Annotated in this window: 16 protein-coding genes; 2 read left to right on the top strand and 14 right to left on the bottom strand. The window is 43.6% G+C overall.

Annotated features, from left to right (window positions below; genetic code table 11):
• Position 1: 1 nt before the first annotated feature.
• Both ACSQ2E_RS00330 and ACSQ2E_RS00325 read right to left on the bottom strand, forming a co-directional pair.
• Positions 2–310 carry a hypothetical protein gene (locus ACSQ2E_RS00330; protein ID WP_435988848.1) on the bottom strand — a complete coding sequence of 103 codons (309 nt, stop codon included), beginning with the start codon at positions 308–310 and terminating at the stop codon, positions 2–4.
• Positions 307–771, bottom strand: a complete 465-nt coding sequence (locus ACSQ2E_RS00325; protein WP_435988847.1) for a hypothetical protein — start codon at positions 769–771, stop codon at positions 307–309. Before ACSQ2E_RS00325 ends, ACSQ2E_RS00330 begins: the two co-directional genes overlap by 4 nt.
• A gap of 123 nt (positions 772–894) precedes the next feature.
• Here ACSQ2E_RS00325 and ACSQ2E_RS00320 point away from each other — a divergent pair, with 123 nt between their 5' ends.
• The gene (locus ACSQ2E_RS00320) at positions 895–1,917 is read left to right on the top strand and encodes an ion channel (protein WP_435988846.1); all 1,023 of its coding nucleotides are present in this window, start codon (positions 895–897) and stop codon (positions 1,915–1,917) included.
• Between the two features lie 41 nt (positions 1,918–1,958).
• On the opposite strand, the gene ACSQ2E_RS00315 is transcribed toward ACSQ2E_RS00320, so the two are convergent.
• On the bottom strand, positions 1,959–3,251 hold the full coding sequence (locus ACSQ2E_RS00315; RefSeq protein WP_435988845.1) for an adenylosuccinate synthase: 1,293 nt from the start codon (positions 3,249–3,251) through the stop codon (positions 1,959–1,961).
• A 653-nt stretch (positions 3,252–3,904) separates the two neighbouring features.
• Between ACSQ2E_RS00315 and ACSQ2E_RS00310 the strand changes: the two genes are divergently transcribed.
• Positions 3,905–5,629, top strand: a complete 1,725-nt coding sequence (locus tag ACSQ2E_RS00310) for an ABC transporter ATP-binding protein (protein WP_435988844.1) — start codon at positions 3,905–3,907, stop codon at positions 5,627–5,629.
• A gap of 41 nt (positions 5,630–5,670) precedes the next feature.
• Here the strand turns inward: ACSQ2E_RS00310 and dnaB are convergent, their stop codons facing one another.
• The 11 genes from dnaB to ACSQ2E_RS00255 all read right to left on the bottom strand — a co-directional run bounded on the left by dnaB (position 5,671) and on the right by ACSQ2E_RS00255 (position 16,998).
• Positions 5,671–7,023, bottom strand: a complete 1,353-nt coding sequence (gene dnaB / locus ACSQ2E_RS00305) for a replicative DNA helicase (RefSeq protein WP_034764791.1) — start codon at positions 7,021–7,023, stop codon at positions 5,671–5,673.
• A 187-nt stretch (positions 7,024–7,210) separates the two neighbouring features.
• A complete protein-coding gene (gene rplI, locus ACSQ2E_RS00300) occupies positions 7,211–7,657 on the bottom strand; it encodes a 50S ribosomal protein L9 (RefSeq protein WP_435988843.1) in 447 nt (148 codons plus the stop codon).
• Positions 7,654–9,627 (bottom strand): DHH family phosphoesterase, encoded by a 1,974-nt coding sequence (locus ACSQ2E_RS00295; RefSeq protein ID WP_435988842.1) that lies wholly within the window; start codon positions 9,625–9,627, stop codon positions 7,654–7,656. The genes rplI and ACSQ2E_RS00295 overlap by 4 nt, the downstream gene beginning before the upstream one ends.
• 26 nt (positions 9,628–9,653) lie before the next feature.
• Positions 9,654–10,577 carry a YybS family protein gene (locus tag ACSQ2E_RS00290; RefSeq protein WP_435988841.1) on the bottom strand — a complete coding sequence of 308 codons (924 nt, stop codon included), beginning with the start codon at positions 10,575–10,577 and terminating at the stop codon, positions 9,654–9,656.
• Between the two features lie 209 nt (positions 10,578–10,786).
• Positions 10,787–12,847 (bottom strand): methyl-accepting chemotaxis protein, encoded by a 2,061-nt coding sequence (locus ACSQ2E_RS00285; RefSeq protein ID WP_435988840.1) that lies wholly within the window; start codon positions 12,845–12,847, stop codon positions 10,787–10,789.
• A 347-nt stretch (positions 12,848–13,194) separates the two neighbouring features.
• Positions 13,195–13,431: a 30S ribosomal protein S18 gene (gene rpsR / locus ACSQ2E_RS00280; RefSeq protein ID WP_034764780.1), complete on the bottom strand. Its 237-nt coding sequence runs from the start codon at positions 13,429–13,431 to the stop codon at positions 13,195–13,197.
• A 41-nt stretch (positions 13,432–13,472) separates the two neighbouring features.
• Entirely contained in the window at positions 13,473–13,988 is a 516-nt protein-coding gene (ssb, locus tag ACSQ2E_RS00275) for a single-stranded DNA-binding protein (protein ID WP_435994345.1), read from the bottom strand.
• Between the two features lie 79 nt (positions 13,989–14,067).
• Positions 14,068–14,355: a 30S ribosomal protein S6 gene (gene rpsF, locus ACSQ2E_RS00270; RefSeq protein WP_201716174.1), complete on the bottom strand. Its 288-nt coding sequence runs from the start codon at positions 14,353–14,355 to the stop codon at positions 14,068–14,070.
• Positions 14,356–14,519: 164 nt separating this feature from the next.
• Positions 14,520–15,620 (bottom strand): redox-regulated ATPase YchF, encoded by a 1,101-nt coding sequence (gene ychF / locus ACSQ2E_RS00265; RefSeq protein WP_435988839.1) that lies wholly within the window; start codon positions 15,618–15,620, stop codon positions 14,520–14,522.
• A 252-nt stretch (positions 15,621–15,872) separates the two neighbouring features.
• On the bottom strand, positions 15,873–16,073 hold the full coding sequence (locus ACSQ2E_RS00260; protein WP_034764770.1) for a DUF951 domain-containing protein: 201 nt from the start codon (positions 16,071–16,073) through the stop codon (positions 15,873–15,875).
• Between the two features lie 13 nt (positions 16,074–16,086).
• Positions 16,087–16,998: a mechanosensitive ion channel family protein gene (locus ACSQ2E_RS00255; RefSeq protein ID WP_435988838.1), complete on the bottom strand. Its 912-nt coding sequence runs from the start codon at positions 16,996–16,998 to the stop codon at positions 16,087–16,089.
• Positions 16,999–17,015: the final 17 nt, after the last annotated feature.

Raw genomic sequence — 17,015 nt, 5'->3', positions numbered from 1 at the left:
ATTATCCTCCGAATCCACCTTTAGAACCGCTTCCGATTCCTGATTTATAGCTTTTGGAGTATGATTTATATTTAGAGAAACTCTTCAGATTTGATTTGTTTTTAAACATCCTGCCAGCAAACCAAAAGTAGCCAAAGTGTGGTGACCGGTTGTCATCGCAATAATACGTTCCGCTATCGTCATCCCAATCCCAGTCGTCACAGTCTACATCCGTCGGTTCCGGTGGAAGATCCTGATTCCCGCATCCAGTGACAGATATCGCCATGACAGAAGCGGCCACTCCCGCCATCATCTTTTTCGTTTTGTTCATCTTCTTTCCTCCTCCAGCTTACATCCCGTTGCTTTCACATATAGTATATACACATAACGGTCCTCATCGATTTCAGCAGAGTCCCGTTCCCATTCAGTCCCATCTATATAAGAGTAAACAGAACCGATGACACTTAGAATGTCAAGATGGTAATCATGGTGTTCTATTTTTAAAATAGGATTCTGTTTCCGCTGATTTAATTCACGTATTTCCAGTATCAATCGTTCAGGGGGAAACAATGGATCCTTCAGCGGTTCTTCCTCATACGTTTCAACATAAATGATGAAGAGGTTCCCTTCGATGGCAGAAGATAGCTGCCGGTAGGTGACTCCTTCCTTCACGAAGAACTCACATTCCCTTCTTGCCAGGATCTGTTCCAGCTCAATATCCTGATAATGATAAATGGCTTCGAAGGTGTCGTTCCCTTTTCTCAATCTATATTCTAATATCGATGCTTTCATTTATAACTCCAGCCTCCTACAATGATTTCTTTTAACTATACGAACCACTGCGGAAAAGGTTTCATTTCCCGGTAGTTCATTGGTATGATTGAACTATGATTTTTTTAAAAAAGGAGGGGTTGTATGCTTATTTTCCAAAGGATTTGGAAACAGATCACAAAAATGGACTTTGGTTTCATTCTTCTATTATCTCTGATAATTATCCTATTGGGAACCGTTGGCAGTCATTTTTTGGAACCTGAAACCTTTCCAACGCTCTTTGACGGATTCTGGTGGACGATGACGACCTTGACTACTGTCGGTTATGGGGATTATTTCCCCGTTTCGGTTGGAGGACGGATGCTTGGGATCTTCCTCTTCATCTTTGGAATCGGGATCATTGGGGTGTTGATCAGTAAGACCGTTGATTCGATTACCACTTTTCAGAAATTCAAAAGGGAGGGAAAATTAGTGTATACATATGAAGATCATTACATTTACATCAATTGGTCAAAGAAAACGGAAAGGGCCATTGAAGAAATTCTCGCCCATGTTCCCGATGCTGAAATTGTACTCATCGATATGCTTCCCGTCACACCGATCGAGCATGAGCAGATCCACTTCATCCAGGGGGACCCTTCTGATGAAAATATCTTGCTGATGGCGAATATCTTTGAGGCTAAGCGGGTGGCGATCTTTTCGGATTCCAAAATCGAGGATCCTTCCCTGATAGATGGTAAGACATTGTTAATAGCTTCCGCCGTTGAAGGATTATCGAAAACCCATCAGAAGGAAGTTCATACGATCGTGGAAGTATCGGAAGACCGTCATATTCCTAAATTTCAGCATATCGCCGTCGAAGACTTTATTTTATCCAATGATTCTGTCTCCCTTCTCATGGCAAAAGCCACCCTGCATCCCGGGACGACGAATTTATTCAGACAATTACTCAGTAAACGGTACGGCAATAACATTCATGAATTCAAGGTGAAAGAAAATTGGAAGACGATCAAGCAGGCATCAGAGGAACTTCTTGAAAAAGGGGCCATTCTCCTTGCCGTGAATGATAATATGGATTTCACCGACGCCACGAACCGGGAGCTTCATTCTGCTGACATTCTCTATGTGGTTTGTCATGACCGGGTATACGAAGAGTTGAATCAATAAAAAAATCCCAGCCGCTTGTAGGCTGAGATTTTTTTATATCCTTAAATCGGGCTCCACACGCTGCGAACAACATTTGTTTGAGAGCGGTCCGGTCCGACTGAGAAGATGGAAAGAGGAATCCCTGTCAATTGTGATACGCGCTCTAAGTAATGACGGGCATTTTCAGGAAGATCCGTTAACGTCTTGCATCCTGTGATGTCTTCCGTCCAGCCTGGAAGCTCTTCATACACAGGCTCACATTCAGCCAGGATGTTAAGGTTAGCCGGGAACTCTTCCATGACTTCACCTTTATATTTGTAAGCAACACAGATTTTCAATGTTTCGATTCCAGTTAATACATCGATCGAGTTCAATGAAAGATCCGTTAAGCCACTGACACGGCGGGCATGACGCACAACCACACTGTCAAACCAGCCGACACGGCGCGGACGTCCAGTCGTTGTACCGTATTCACGGCCCACTTCGCGGATTCTGTCTCCTGTTTCGTTCGTCAGTTCCGTTGGGAAAGGTCCGTCCCCTACGCGGGTTGTATAAGCTTTGGATACGCCAACTACGTGGTTGATTTTTGTAGGACCTACACCAGAACCGATTGTTACTCCACCAGCTACCGGGTTAGAAGATGTGACAAACGGATATGTACCTTGATCGATATCAAGCATAACCCCTTGAGCTCCTTCGAATAGAACACGACGGCCATTATCGATGGCATCGTTTAAGACAACGGATGTATCGACAACGTAATGCTTGATTTGCTGACCGTACTCGTAGTATTCATCCAGGATGTCTTCAATATTGAAGCCTTCTGTTTCATAGAATTTTTCAAAGAGACGGTTTTTCTCTTCAAGATTACGGGTAAGCTTTTCTTCGAACGATTGACGATCCAGAAGATCTGCGATACGGATACCGACACGAGCGGCTTTATCCATGTAAGCAGGACCGATTCCTTTTTTGGTTGTACCGATTTTGTTGGCACCCTTACGCTCTTCGTCGATTTCGTCCAGTTTTAAGTGATATGGAAGAATCACGTGTGCACGGTTGCTGATTCTAAGATTATCTGTTTTCACATCGCGATCGTGAAGATACTTTAACTCTTTCACAAGAGCTTTCGGATCGACAACCATCCCATTCCCGATAACGGACGTTTTTTCGTTATAAAATATACCTGATGGAATTAAGTGTAATTTATATGTTTCACCGTCAAACTTAATTGTATGACCCGCGTTGTTCCCACCTTGGTAACGCGCGATTACTTCTGCATGTTCAGAAAGGAAGTCAGTGATCTTTCCTTTTCCTTCGTCTCCCCATTGTGTACCTACTACTACTACTGAAGACATATTAAGCACCTCCGACGGGAATTAGTATTCCCTCTTTTATCAAACAAACTCATTTTATCAACACTAACACTGAAAGTCAATCAAAACACGAACGTTTATATAGGTAATTATATTTATGTTCGTGTAAACGCATGCTTTTTTCTGTTAAAAACAGTTGGTGGTTGATTTTTTTGATAAATTAATTTTAGTAAACGATATTACTCAATGTGGGTGTTCTAGCTCTGTTTGACCAACGTATCCTTTGATTGTAAGGGGATTCACTCCCTTTCCGAGGACGACCGGCCAAGCCTCCTCGCATTCGCTGCGGGGTCTTGGCTCGCCCGTTTTTCCGCAGGAGTCTCGCAAATCCCCTTACAATCATATTAATGAGTCGTGAACAGAGCTCATTATGATTATTGTATAGAATTGCTTAGTGATCGTTTTAGATTTAATGTGTGATGATAGCAGTTAATATATCACTAACCACTCCAAAGGATGCTGTTTATTAAAACTTGTATGGTTTGTCTCAATTTAAGAAATCAACCGACTACTATCCTTTTTTGGATAAAGATTTAATGTTCTGGTAGATTATATAGCGCATTTTAGAATCTTTTGCTAATCTAAAATAAGCATTTTGAATTTTACATACAATTGAATATTGAGGTGACGATTTGATGATTAGACGATTTTTTAGTTATTACCGTCCGCACCGGCGGCTTTTTTATATTGATTTTGCCTGTGCGGTGTTAGTGGGACTTTTAGAGTTAGGATTTCCTTTGGCGGTATCGTGGTTCATCGATTCTTTATTGCCCGATGGGAATTGGAGTACGATTCTGGCTGTTTCAGCGGGTCTCCTGGTTCTCTATTTGCTCAGTTCAAGTATGCAGTTTGTTGTGAACTACTGGGGGCATAAGCTCGGGATCAATATCGAGACGGATATGAGGCGGGAATTGTTTCATCATGTTCAGAGGCAATCCTTCCGATTCTTTGATAATACGAAAACGGGTCATATCATGAGCCGGGTGACAAACGACCTGATGGATATCGGGGAGCTTGCCCACCACGGACCAGAGGATCTGTTCATCGCCGTCATGACCTTTATCGGGGCTTTTTGGATCATGCTCTCGATTAATATGGAGCTTGCTTTAGTTGCGATCATCATTGTTCCATTCCTTGTGTGGCTCATTTCGTATTCAAATATTAAAATGAATGCGGCCTGGACGAAGATGTACGGAAATATTGCTGACGTCAACAGCCGCGTTGAAGATAGTGTTTCGGGGGCAAGAGTGGTTCAGTCATTCACGAATGAGTCTTATGAAATGGAACGTTTTAACGAGAATAATCAATTTTTCCGAAAGTCCAAGTTAAAAGCATATAACGTGATGAGTGTGAATTTATCAGGGATTTATATTACGACTCGGTTGATGACCTTGATCATACTAGTATATGGAGCCTGGTTAAGTTTTTCAGGGGCTCTCTCGTATGGGGAGCTTGTCGCCTTCATTCTTTATATTAACGTTCTGTTTAAACCGATCGACAAGATTTCGGCACTCTTAGAATTGTATCCGAAGGGAATGGCAGGCTTTAAGCGGTTCACCGAGCTCATGGATGTGGAGCCGGATATCGAGAATCGCCCCCATGCCGTTGAAGTGTCCACGCTGAGAGGGGATATTGCCTTTAACGGCGTGACTTTTGGATATGAGCCTGCCCGGCCCATTCTGAACGATTTATCCTTCACCATTCACTCAGGACAGACGGTCGCATTTGTCGGTCCTTCCGGTGCCGGGAAAACCACGATATGCTCATTGATTCCCCGCTTCTATGATATAGAAGAAGGAGCCATCACCATTGATGGGATCGATATTCGTGAGATGACGAAGGAATCCCTCCGTTCCCAGATCGGGATCGTACAGCAGGATGTGTTCTTATTTACTGGGACACTCCGTGAAAATATTGCTTATGGGAAACTTGATGCCACTCAGGAAGAGATCGAGGAAGCGACGAGACGTGCGCATCTGACAGATTTGATCGCATCCCTTCCAGACGGATATGAGACCCAGATCGGGGAGAGGGGACTGAAGCTTTCCGGAGGGCAAAAGCAGCGTTTATCCATTGCCCGTATGTTCCTTAAGAATCCACGGATCCTGATTCTGGATGAGGCCACTTCTGCTCTGGATACAGAAACAGAAGCGATCATTCAAGAAGCGTTAAATGAACTCGCAAAAGACCGGACCACCCTGGTGATTGCCCACCGGTTGGCAACAATCAGGAAAGCGGACCGTATTCTGGTCGTCACTGAAAACGGGATAGCCGAGGATGGGACGCATGAAGAGTTGCTCTCTAATGAAAATGGAATCTTTACCAGGCTCCATGCCCATCAGCATGCAACGATCTTATAACAATAAAAAATCCAAGCCTGATAAGCTTGGATTTTTTTCTATTAAGCCGGAGCGTCGTCAAACCGCCGCTCCAGATTCACGAATTTATTGTATTCCTTCACGAACGCCAATGATACGTTCCCAACCGGACCGTTACGCTGCTTGGCGATGATGATCTCGATGATATTCTTGTTTTCCGCTTCTTTGTCATAGTAATCTTCACGGTAAAGGAAGGCTACAATATCCGCATCCTGCTCGATACTTCCTGATTCACGGATATCCGACATCATCGGACGCTTATCCTGACGCTGCTCCACTCCACGGGAGAGCTGGGACAGGGCAATAACGGGAACTTGAAGCTCACGGGCAAGCCCCTTAAGGGAACGGGAAATCTCTGAAACCTCCTGCTGACGGTTTTCGCCGGAACGACCGCTACCCTGGATCAGCTGTAAGTAGTCGATGAGGATCATTCCAAGACCGTGTTCCTGTGCGAGACGTCTGCATTTGGAACGGATTTCCCCTACTTTGATCCCCGGCGTATCATCAATGTAAATACCGGCATTCGAGAGGCTACCCATGGCCATGGTCAGCTTTCTCCAGTCTTCATCCGTCAAGTCACCTGTACGGAGATTCTGTGCGTTGATGTTCCCTTCCGCACACAGCATACGCATGACGAGCTGTTCCGCACCCATCTCGAGTGAGAAGATGGCTACATTTTCCTTGGCTTTTACGGCTACGTTCTGAGCGATGTTCAGGGCAAAGGCGGTCTTCCCCATGGAAGGACGGGCACCTACAATGATTAAGTCATTTCGCTGGAATCCTGCCGTCATATGGTCAAGGTCGGCGAATCCCGTTGAAATCCCCGTAACGTCACCCTTCCGATTCGTCAAGGTTTCGATATTATCATACGTCCGCACCAGTACATCTTTAATATTATGGAAAGCTCCGGCGTTTTTACGCTGGGCCACTTCCATGATATTTTTTTCCGCTTCGCTCAGGAGGCTGTCCACCTCGTCTTCACGGGCATAGCCGTCGGAAGCGATATCAGTCGCTGTACGAATCAACCTGCGCAGTAATGATTTCTCTTCCACGATCTTGGCGTAATATTCAATATTTGCAGCGGTTGGAACGGAAGCGGCCAGTTCACTTAAGTAAGCTACCCCGCCGACATCCTCGAGCTCTTTCGCTGCTGCCAATTCTTCAGTCACCGTAATCAGGTCGACGGCTTTTCCACCATCCCCAAGATTCAGCATGACGTTGTATATTCTTTGATGAGAATGACGATAGAAATCCTCTGGAATCAATATTTCCGATGTGGTCGTCAATGCACTGGGCTCCAGGAAAATGGCCCCTAATACCGCTTGTTCAGCCTCTATATTCTGAGGTGGAACCCGGTCCTGAAACATTTCATTCATCTATGCTCAAGCCTCCCTTACGATCAAACAGATCCTGACTTTCATTATCTATATAAAAAAAGAATGGTATTCTACCGAAAAAATGTGATCAGGATAAAATCCAGATCACATTTTATATCAAGCTATATTCATTTTAACATGTTTTTCTCAAAATGAAGTTACCAAATTTCGTATATTCAGTGGAAAACTATTCTTCCGTTACATGTACCTTTAATGTTGCGGACACATCTGTATGCAGTTTCACAGGAACATTTGTGTAACCAAGGGCACGGATGGCGTCATTCATTTCGATTTTACGTTTATCGATTTTGATGTCATGAGCCTTTTTCAGTGCATCTGCGATTTGCTTGCTCGTGATGGATCCGAATAATCGGCCGCCTTCACCGGACTTCGCTTTCATCTCAACCGTGATGTCTTCTAGTGTCGCTTTTAATTTTTTTGCCTCTTCCAGTTCTTCTTGAGCGACTTGCTGTTCTTTCTTCTTTTGCCCCTCAAGTTGACCCATATTTGCATTCGTCGCTTCAACAGCCAGGCCCTTTTTCAATAAAAAGTTATGTGCATAACCGTCTGCTACGTTTTTCACTTCGCCTTTTTTCCCTTTACCTTTTACATCTTTTAAGAAAATGACTTTCATATCTCTTTTCTCCCTTCAAAATAATCATTTAATGCTTCTTTCAACTGTTCTTCCGCTTCCAGGACCGATACCTGCTTGATTTGAGTGGCGGCATTGGTTAGATGACCACCACCGTTCAAGTTTTCCATAATGATCTGTACATTTATGTCACCGAGTGAACGTGCACTGATACCGATTGTTTCAGGATCCCGTTTTGAAATGACGAAGGAAGCGATGACCTCATCCATCGTCAATAAAGTGTCTGCTGCCTGGGCAATGAGGACGGGATCATAAATGACATCATCCTCTGCTTTCGCAATGGCGACTCCTTCACGGAAGAATTTGACCGATTCGATTAACCTGGAACGCTTGATGTACGTATCGACATCCTCTTTGAGGAATTTTTGGACGAGCACCGTATCCGCCCCTTGTGCCCGTAAATACGAGGCCGCATCGAACGTTCTTGATCCGGTTCTGAGCGTAAAGCTCTTCGTATCGACAATGATCCCGGCGAGGAGCGACGTCGCTTCGAGCATCGTGATCTTCTCATGCTTCGGCTGATATTCAAGCAGCTCTGTCACGAGCTCTGCCGTAGAGGAAGCGTATGGCTCCATATAGACAAGCAGCGGGTTTTTGATAAAATCTTCGCCCCGTCGATGATGATCGATGACGACGACTTTATCCACCTTATTTAAAAGCTTTTCTTCAATGACCAGGGAAGGCTTATGGGTATCGACGACGACGAGCACCGTATCATCCGTTGCCATCTCAAGTGCTTCCTCCGGGGTGATGAAGCGGGGATGAAGATCGGAATTCGCTTTGATTTCCTTCATCAATCGTTTCACACCATTATCAATTTCATTAAAGTTCAAGACGACATAGCCATCACGCTGGTTCATCTGGGCCACTTTCCGGATCCCGATTGCCGCTCCGATGGCGTCCATATCAGGATGCTTGTGTCCCATGATGATGACCTTGTCACTTTCGATCATAATTTCTTTCAATGCATGGGAAATGACCCTTGCCCGTACACGGGTACGTTTTTCCATCGGATTGGTTTTACCGCCATAGAACTTGACCTTTCCATTGGTCTGTTTAATCGCGACCTGATCCCCGCCTCGTCCAAGGGCAAGGTCGAGGCTTGATTGAGCCAGTGTCCCGAGTTCAGGAAGGGAAGAGACCCCCGTCCCGACACCGATACTCAATGTAAGTGGGACATTTTGCTTCGAGGTCGTATCCCGTACATCATCCAGGATTCCGAACTTCTCCTTCTCCAATACTTGAAGGATTTTCTCATTTATGACGGCGATGAACCGCTCGGAAGACACCCTCTTCAAGAACACACCGTACTCTTTCGCCCACTTATTCAGGATGGATGTCACAAGGCTGTTCAAACTGCTTCTCGTCTGATCATCCATGCCTTGCGTCAACTCATCATAGTTATCTAGAAAAATGATTCCAATATTCGTACGTTCATCATGATATTGCTTTTCTATTTCTTTCTGCTCTGTGACATCAAAGAAATAGAGTAGTTTTTCTTTGAGCTTCAATACGACATGATACTTTCGTTCATTAATCGTCACAATTTCCGAATCGACTTCCTGTTTGATTAATGGAACGAGTGATTCAGCCACATCGTAAAGGGACCTTCCTACGATTGTGTCTTCATTGAAACAAGAGGCAAGAAAAGGATTCGTCCATTCTATGTAATATTCATCATTGATCAGCATGATCCCAATGGGCATTTCCATTAATGCTTCTTCCCCTACACGTTTGACACGATAGGATAAAGTGGAGATATATTCCTCTGTTTCTTCGTGTGACCTTCTTTCAAAATAGAAAGCGAGAAAGTACACGATTCCAAAGACAATCAACCCTATTAACGAAATGATCCATTGGTAAAAGGAAACCGATACTAACAAGAGAGCTGTTAATATAGCTAGTCCGTACAATGGGTAGCGGATCATTCGCTTATTAAAATAAGATGGCATGATTTCAGCTCCTGGATCTTAAATTTCTATGACTTGCGTTGCAGGCGTTGTCTTAGATCAAATCCTAAGTCAATTATACCTAAAATTCGCACGAGATAAAGAAGAGGAATCGAAATGATTGTAATTAATACCAAAATCCCTTTGGACCACCCTTTCAGATGAGCAAAGAAATAAATGAAAGACAAGCCTTGCACCGCCATCAGAGTCTGCAGTACATACAAGATATTAATCAGTGCCGTATAAACGTATGTTCCTTTTTCCGGCTGAAGGATCATCGACAGCACAAGTGTGATCAAATAATACCAAAGAATACTCTTTGGGAGCTTCCATTCCCTGAATGGCTTGAAGACCGGTACATCCCTTCCCAGACGCTTCATGATCGGGAAATTGATCAAGATGAACAGTAAAGCAAGTGCCACAGCTATCCCTACAAACAAAGTAGGAATCAAGGTATGGATCAAATCGACTGAACTCTCCAGACTTTCAACCAGCCTTTTATCCGGTTGCTGGCCGAGCTTTTCAAAAATAGAATAATAAGCAGCCTTCGATTCCTTCAGGCTGTCTTCAATTACATTTACACCTAAAAATAGAATGGATACAACATAGCCGATCACAATGTTTATAACAAGTGTGAGACTTGCTGCCATAAACAGCCTCATCTTATCCACTCTTGCCTTCACACACCAGCCAATGACCAACCCGGTTGTAGCCACCATAAAGGCAACCGGCAATGCAAGCAGTCCTCCAAATAAGAAAGACAGACCCAGTGATCCGATCAATACTAAGATTGAATTCCATAACGAATACTTGGAACTGAATAAAATAAGAGGGAGGGGCAACACAAAGAATGCCAGGGTCCCAATAAGCGGAACATATAAACTCACTAACATTAACACAGTAAAGATGGCGAGCATAAGCGCACCTTCAGTCAAAACACGGGGATTCCTCACTCAAAACGCTCCTTACAATAAAATAAACAACAACATGCAATAGCACTATCATATCAATTTTAGAGATAGATTTCATCTTAATGACTCACACAAAAAAAGAAGGCGGTCCTTCAACATGCAACTCTCTTCATCTACACTAGTATGCACTCACTCTAAAAAGGAGTATACGTAGTAGATAAAGAATGGCAATGTGTCAGGACCACCCTAGATTATGAAATTTTGAATCGTTCAATGGATGACTGAAGCTCCTGGCTTAGGTCCGTCAGACGCTCCGCTGCTTCTGTAACGGATTGTACGGCCCTTACCTGCTCCTCTGTCGAAGCACTCATTTCCTCGCAGGAAGCGGCTGTCTCTTCGGCTGTCGCAGCCATCATTTGGATCACATTGACCACTTCATCCTTTTCGAGATTGATTTGACCCACTTCGTTATACATATTCTCGATTTCACGCTGCATGGATTTCATTAATTGCGAGGTTTCGTCGAATACATGATTCGTTTTTTGAATCACATCATTCTGCACCTCGAATGTTTCTTTTGTCTTGACCATTTCGTCCACCGCCTGATGAGAGCCCTTTTGGATCTCAACGATCGTGCGTTTTACCTCTTCCGTTGCTTTAACGGATTGATCTGCAAGCTTGCGGACCTCTTCGGCTACCACTGCGAAGCCTTTGCCATGCTCTCCGGCTCTTGCCGCTTCAATGCTCGCATTGAGGGCAAGCAGATTCGTTTGAGACGAAATTTCCGTGATCGTTCCCATGACGGATTCAATCGTCTTCACTTTCGCTTCCAGGCTAAGGATGACTTTTTCCATGGAAGTGATGTATTCACTGGAAGAGTGGTAAGCGTTCTCCAATTCTTTCACCTGATCCAATCCAGACTGGTTCATGGTATCCGCTTTCCCTGCAAGTTCAGACATGGCTTTGGATTTTTCATAAACCCCATCAATTCTCGTCCCCAATTGCTCTGTTTGAAGATGAGCCCGATCAGAGTCAGCTGCTGACTGTGAAGCTCCGCTGGCAATTTCAGTTACGGCCCTTGCCATTTCCTCACTTGACGCATTTGTTTCCTCAGAAACCGCACTTAGCCCTTCGGCGGATTCCCGTACATTATAAATCGATTCCTGAACGACTTTTATCGTATCTTTCATATTCACGATCATTTTATTTAAATCTGTAGCCAGTAGTCCCGTTTCATCTTTTCTGTTAATCGTAGATTGAATGGATAAATCACCGGACGACACGTCGGTTACCGTTTTTTGCAGTTCTTTAATCGGTTTTGTCATCATATTAGCTACAATGACAACCAGTACCAGCATGATGACCAGTGTAATCAGGGCCGTAACCAGGAGTAAACGTTCAATGTCTTTCGAAGATTGAATGAGATCCTCCATGTTATAAGCGGATCCCACTTTCCAATTCGTCTTCGGTACCGTACTATATACCAATAATTTTTTATCGCCATCTAAGTCATAGCGGATGGTATCTGACTCTTTTTCAGATTTTAACATCTTGCTGATAAACGGTAACTTAGACAAATTTTCACCGCGTTTGGTCGGATGAACGATGGCTGTTCCATCAAGACCGATGAGAAACGGATAACCATTATATCCGATTTCCATCTTGGAAACACGGTCGGTCAGTTTCGACAGGTTAACATCGACACCGAGGACACCCACCACTTTGTTTTCAGAGACAATCGCCCTTGAAGCCGTTATGATGTATTCCTCCGTTGCCGTATCGACATAAGGTTCGCTCCATACGACTCCTGCCCTTGCTTCTGCAGCGGTTTTATACCAATCTCTGCTCGTCGGATCAAAATCACTCGGCAGGGAGACGGAAGGGACGATTTTCAGTTTCTTATTCGGTGATGCGAAGTAGATCGAAGTGGCTTCCTCGTACAAACCGAGATAATTATCAAAATCCGACTGGATATTCGCATATAGCTCCGTATTATCTACTTCTGTTTCTGATTGCATTTGTGCCTTTGCATAGTTTTTCAATGAATTGGACACAGAGTATTGATCAATACTCTTTTCATACTGTCCCAGGAATAGCTGTACGGAATTATTGAGCTCCCCGACGATCCCTTGGGTTTGACTGATGACTTCATCCTCTGTTTTCATTCTTGTCTGCCAACTGGTAATGGATATGATGACAGCCAAAGAAACCATAAATAAAATAGAAATGATGACAATAAGCTTCATTCTGATGGATGATAAAATAAATCTCTTTTTATGGTCTTTTTTGTTTTTCTTTCTGATTTTTTTCACCAAAATTCCCCCTTTCACTACAAAAAACATCAATGTACACACTTATTCATCGACATTTTCCGGTGATTATTTATAGTTTGGGGGGGAATTCAAAAGTTATTTTTCTTTGAATCAGTCGTGGTGTGGAAATAAGACCGTTCCTTTTCGCTCCAGGCACTTGCTTTCCTCTATTTCCCGAAGGAGTCAAGTGCCTTCCGCTACAATCCACTCTGTGCTTTTACATGGCGAGCGAGCACCTGCAGCGGAAATCAACCAGCACTCACTCATCTATAAGCAACAATATTTACGAAAACAGCCAATAAAAAAAGCAGCAGAGACAAGTCTCTGCTGCTTTTAGATCGATGATATTATTCACCAGTAACGTATGGAAGTAATGCCATTGTACGAGCGCGTTTGATCGCACGAGTCAACTTACGTTGGTACTTAGCGTTAGTTCCAGTTACACGACGTGGAAGAATCTTTCCACGTTCAGATACGAATTTCTTAAGAAGATCAACATCTTTGAAATCGATATGTGTAATTCCGTTTGCTGTGAAGTAGCACACCTTACGACGTCTACGTCCACCTCTACGTCCTCCTGCCATTTGTTTCGCCTCCTATCTTGTTTGGATTCGTTATCGTTCGTTTAGAATGGCAGATCATCATCGGAAATGTCGATCGGCTGACCGTCATTTGCAAATGGATCCTCATCTACACGTGTATAGTTGTTGTTATTATTGTTGTTGCGTTGTTGATTCTGATTCTGACTATACGAATTTCCTTGGTCACGCTGACCTCCACCCGAATAGCCCGGACTTCCTCCACGATCGCCTTGGTTCGCACTACGCGGTTCTAAGAACTGAACGCTTTCTGCTACAACTTCCGTCATAAACACACGGCGTCCATCCTGTCCTTCGAAATTACGTGTTTGAATACGACCGTCAACGCCAGCTAAGCTGCCTTTTTTAAGAAAGTTTGCCACATTCTCTGCAGGGCGACGCCATACAACACAGTTAATAAAATCTGCTTCCCGTTCTCCTGATTGGTTCGTAAAACTACGATTCACAGCCAGTGTAAACGAAGCAACAGCCACTCCACTTGGAGTATATTTTAATTCAGGGTCTTTGGTTAAACGCCCTACTAATACAACTCGGTTCATCATCAGAATCAACCCCTTCCTTCTAGTTTCCTGTTTCACGTGGAACAGATGATAGAAGTGTATATCTTAAAAAACGTACGGATTATTCTTCTTCTTTAATAACGATATGACGGATAATATCATCGCTGATTTTAGCTAAACGATCGAATTCGTTAACTGCATCAGAAGTAGCGCTCATCTTAACTAGTTGATAGAAACCATCACGAAAATCGTTGATTTCATACGCTAAACGACGTTTACCCCAATCTTTTGACTCGATGATTTCCGCGCCGTTAGTTGTTAAAACGTTATCGAAACGCTCAACTACTGCTTTCTTTGACTCGTCGTCAATGTTTGGGCGGACAATGTACATAACTTCGTACTTTCTCATCTGAATGTCACCTCCTCGTGGTCTATGCGGTCCTTTCTTTACGAAAGAACAAGGAGCAATGCGTTCATTACTCACGAAATAAAATTATAGCATAGGATATCTATTATTGCAATAAGGCGTAAAAAAAAGACTAGAATCGAAACTCTAGTCTTTTAAATAAAAACTTACACGTTAAAGCGGAAGTGGATGATGTCTCCGTCTTTTACGAGGTATTCTTTCCCTTCGAGGCGGACTTTTCCTGCTTCGCGTGCTGCACCCATTGTTCCTGCTGCCACTAAGTCTTCGTAAGATACCGTTTCGGCACGGATGAATCCTCTTTCGAAGTCGGTGTGGATGACTCCTGCACATTGAGGGGCCTTCATTCCTTCACGGAACGTCCAGGCACGGACTTCTTGCACACCTGCTGTGAAGTAAGTTGCCAGTCCCAATAGGGAATAGGTAGCACGGATCAACTGATCAAGACCAGATTCTTCAATGCCTAATTCCTGCAGGAACATCGTCTTTTCTTCATCATCAAGCTCTGCGATTTCAGATTCAATTTTTGCACAGACAACGATTACTTCTGCATTGTCATCCTTGGCAAATCCACGTACTTTCTGGACATACTCGTTGTCAGAAGGATCCGCAATTTCATCTTCGCTTACGTTCGCCACATATAATACAGGCTTGGAAGTAAGGAGGTGAAGCTGTTTCACAAGTTTCATTTGCTCATCAGAGAACTCAACTGTACGGGCAGGCTGTTCAGCTTCCAAAGCTTCTTTTATTTTCACAAGGATATCATGCTCAAATACTGCTTCTTTATCTTTTTGCTTCGCCATCTTTTGAACTCTTGCAAGACGCTTATCGACCGTTTCAAGGTCAGCCAGGATCAACTCCAGGTTGATGACTTCGATATCCGCAATCGGATCTACTTTACCGGATACGTGTGTGATATTATCATCTGCGAAACAACGGACCACCTGACAGATCGCGTCCACTTGACGGATATGGGATAGGAATTTGTTTCCCAACCCTTCCCCTTTACTTGCCCCTTTTACAATTCCGGCAATATCCGTGAATTCGAAGGCAGTAGGGACCGTCTTCTTCGGGTCCACGAGTTCTGTTAATTTATCCAGACGGTGATCCGGAACCTCTACGATTCCTACGTTTGGATCAATGGTACAGAACGGGTAGTTCGCAGATTCTGCACCTGCTTTTGTAATTGCGTTGAATAGAGTGGATTTACCTACGTTAGGTAGTCCAACAATACCAGCTGTTAATGCCATTTCAGTCACTCCTCATCCAAATTCTTATCTATTAAAAATCCTGTAAGATCTAAAAATAAGTAAACGGTCGAACCTTTCACAATTATAGAGATAATAGTGGGAAAAGACAAGTGAAGCTTCCGGTGTTCCATAGGAAAACATTCCTGCAGAAAAAAGCATCCGCTCTTGAGAAAACGAGTGGATGCCCTTGATTGCATTCAAGTAACCATAAGGTGGATTAGGTCAAAAGAATTATGGGTAAAAAAAGAATACTTATTCTTCTTCACCGCTTGAAATGACCTTTTTCATTTTTTTCGCAAAGTCTTTTCTGGGGATCATGACACTGTGACCGCACCCGACACACTTGATGCGAATATCCATCCCCATACGGATCACTTTCCAGCGGTTCGTCCCACATGGATGAGGCTTCTTCATTTCTACAATATCATTTAATGTGAATGTCTTTGGTTCCACTGGTTACTCCTCCTCATTCGCTTTCAAGTCTTCTTTGTTTCTCTTCACGGGGGTGAAGCTCTTCTTCATCTTTACGTGAATACATCACCATTCGAGGGTACGGAATCTCGATACCATGCTCATCCAGACATAGTTTCACTTCTTTTCGGATCATCCTGGCCATATACCAATGACTCATCGGCACGGTTTCAGCCACAATCCGGATTACAATGTCAGATGCACCCAGGGTTTGAATCCCCAACAGCTCTGGTGGATTCACAAGTTCCTCATACTTTTGCGGCAAAGCGAGAAGAAGTTTCTGCATCACTTTCTCTGCTTCTTCAATATTCTCCTCATGGGCAATGCTGACATCCACGACAGCAATACTGTTATGAATGGAGTAGTTCGTTACTTCCGTAACATTCCCATTGGGAAAGATATGTAATTCCCCGGTCCAGCTTTTGATCTTTGTCGTTCGCAGGCCTATTTCTTCGACAGTTCCCTCTGCAGAACCGATGCGAACATAATCGCCTACTGAAAATTGATCCTCGAAGATAATGAAAAAACCGGTGATGATATCACGCACCAGATTCTGCGCTCCGAAACCGACGGCAAGGCCGACGATACCGGCACCGGCGATGAGTCCTTTTACATCGATGTCAAGCGTCGACAATATTGTCATCAGACTGATGAAATAGATCACATAGGTCAATACGTTCTCCAACAGTTTGGATAATGTGGCTTCCCTTCGTTCAGTAAACTTAAGAGGGGAACGAGAACGTACTTTGAATACGTTTCGGATAGCCGACCTTCCTAACCTTAGTGCAATATAGGTAATGACCATAATCGCAACAATTTTTAAGGTACCTGACCCTAAGGCAACCCATAAATCATTATCTATAATTTTATCTGCAACTTTTTTAGCTTCAGCTTTTGTATCTGTCATTTATCGAACCTCCACTT

The organism is Rossellomorea sp. LjRoot5 (assembly GCF_964253455.1).
Taxonomy (GTDB): Bacteria; Bacillota; Bacilli; order Bacillales; family Bacillaceae_B; genus Rossellomorea.
Note: the sequence above shows the minus strand (reverse complement) of the source record. Positions and strands in the feature narration are given on the sequence as shown.

What these genes read in the sequence shown, in the direction of transcription:
- ACSQ2E_RS00330 (WP_435988848.1), bottom strand. Translation starts at nt 310, where the DNA reads ATGAACAAAACGAAAAAGATGATGGCGGGAGTGGCCGCTTCTGTCATG.
- ACSQ2E_RS00325 (WP_435988847.1), bottom strand. Translation starts at nt 771, where the DNA reads ATGAAAGCATCGATATTAGAATATAGATTGAGAAAAGGGAACGACACC.
- ACSQ2E_RS00320 (WP_435988846.1), top strand. Translation starts at nt 895, where the DNA reads ATGCTTATTTTCCAAAGGATTTGGAAACAGATCACAAAAATGGACTTT.
- ACSQ2E_RS00315 (WP_435988845.1), bottom strand. Translation starts at nt 3,251, where the DNA reads ATGTCTTCAGTAGTAGTAGTAGGTACACAATGGGGAGACGAAGGAAAA.
- ACSQ2E_RS00310 (WP_435988844.1), top strand. Translation starts at nt 3,905, where the DNA reads ATGATTAGACGATTTTTTAGTTATTACCGTCCGCACCGGCGGCTTTTT.
- dnaB (WP_034764791.1), bottom strand. Translation starts at nt 7,023, where the DNA reads ATGAATGAAATGTTTCAGGACCGGGTTCCACCTCAGAATATAGAGGCT.
- rplI (WP_435988843.1), bottom strand. Translation starts at nt 7,657, where the DNA reads ATGAAAGTCATTTTCTTAAAAGATGTAAAAGGTAAAGGGAAAAAAGGC.
- ACSQ2E_RS00295 (WP_435988842.1), bottom strand. Translation starts at nt 9,627, where the DNA reads ATGCCATCTTATTTTAATAAGCGAATGATCCGCTACCCATTGTACGGA.
- rpsR (WP_034764780.1), bottom strand. Translation starts at nt 13,431, where the DNA reads ATGGCAGGAGGACGTAGAGGTGGACGTAGACGTCGTAAGGTGTGCTAC.
- ssb (WP_435994345.1), bottom strand. Translation starts at nt 13,988, where the DNA reads ATGATGAACCGAGTTGTATTAGTAGGGCGTTTAACCAAAGACCCTGAA.
- rpsF (WP_201716174.1), bottom strand. Translation starts at nt 14,355, where the DNA reads ATGAGAAAGTACGAAGTTATGTACATTGTCCGCCCAAACATTGACGAC.
- ychF (WP_435988839.1), bottom strand. Translation starts at nt 15,620, where the DNA reads ATGGCATTAACAGCTGGTATTGTTGGACTACCTAACGTAGGTAAATCC.
- ACSQ2E_RS00255 (WP_435988838.1), bottom strand. Translation starts at nt 16,998, where the DNA reads ATGACAGATACAAAAGCTGAAGCTAAAAAAGTTGCAGATAAAATTATA.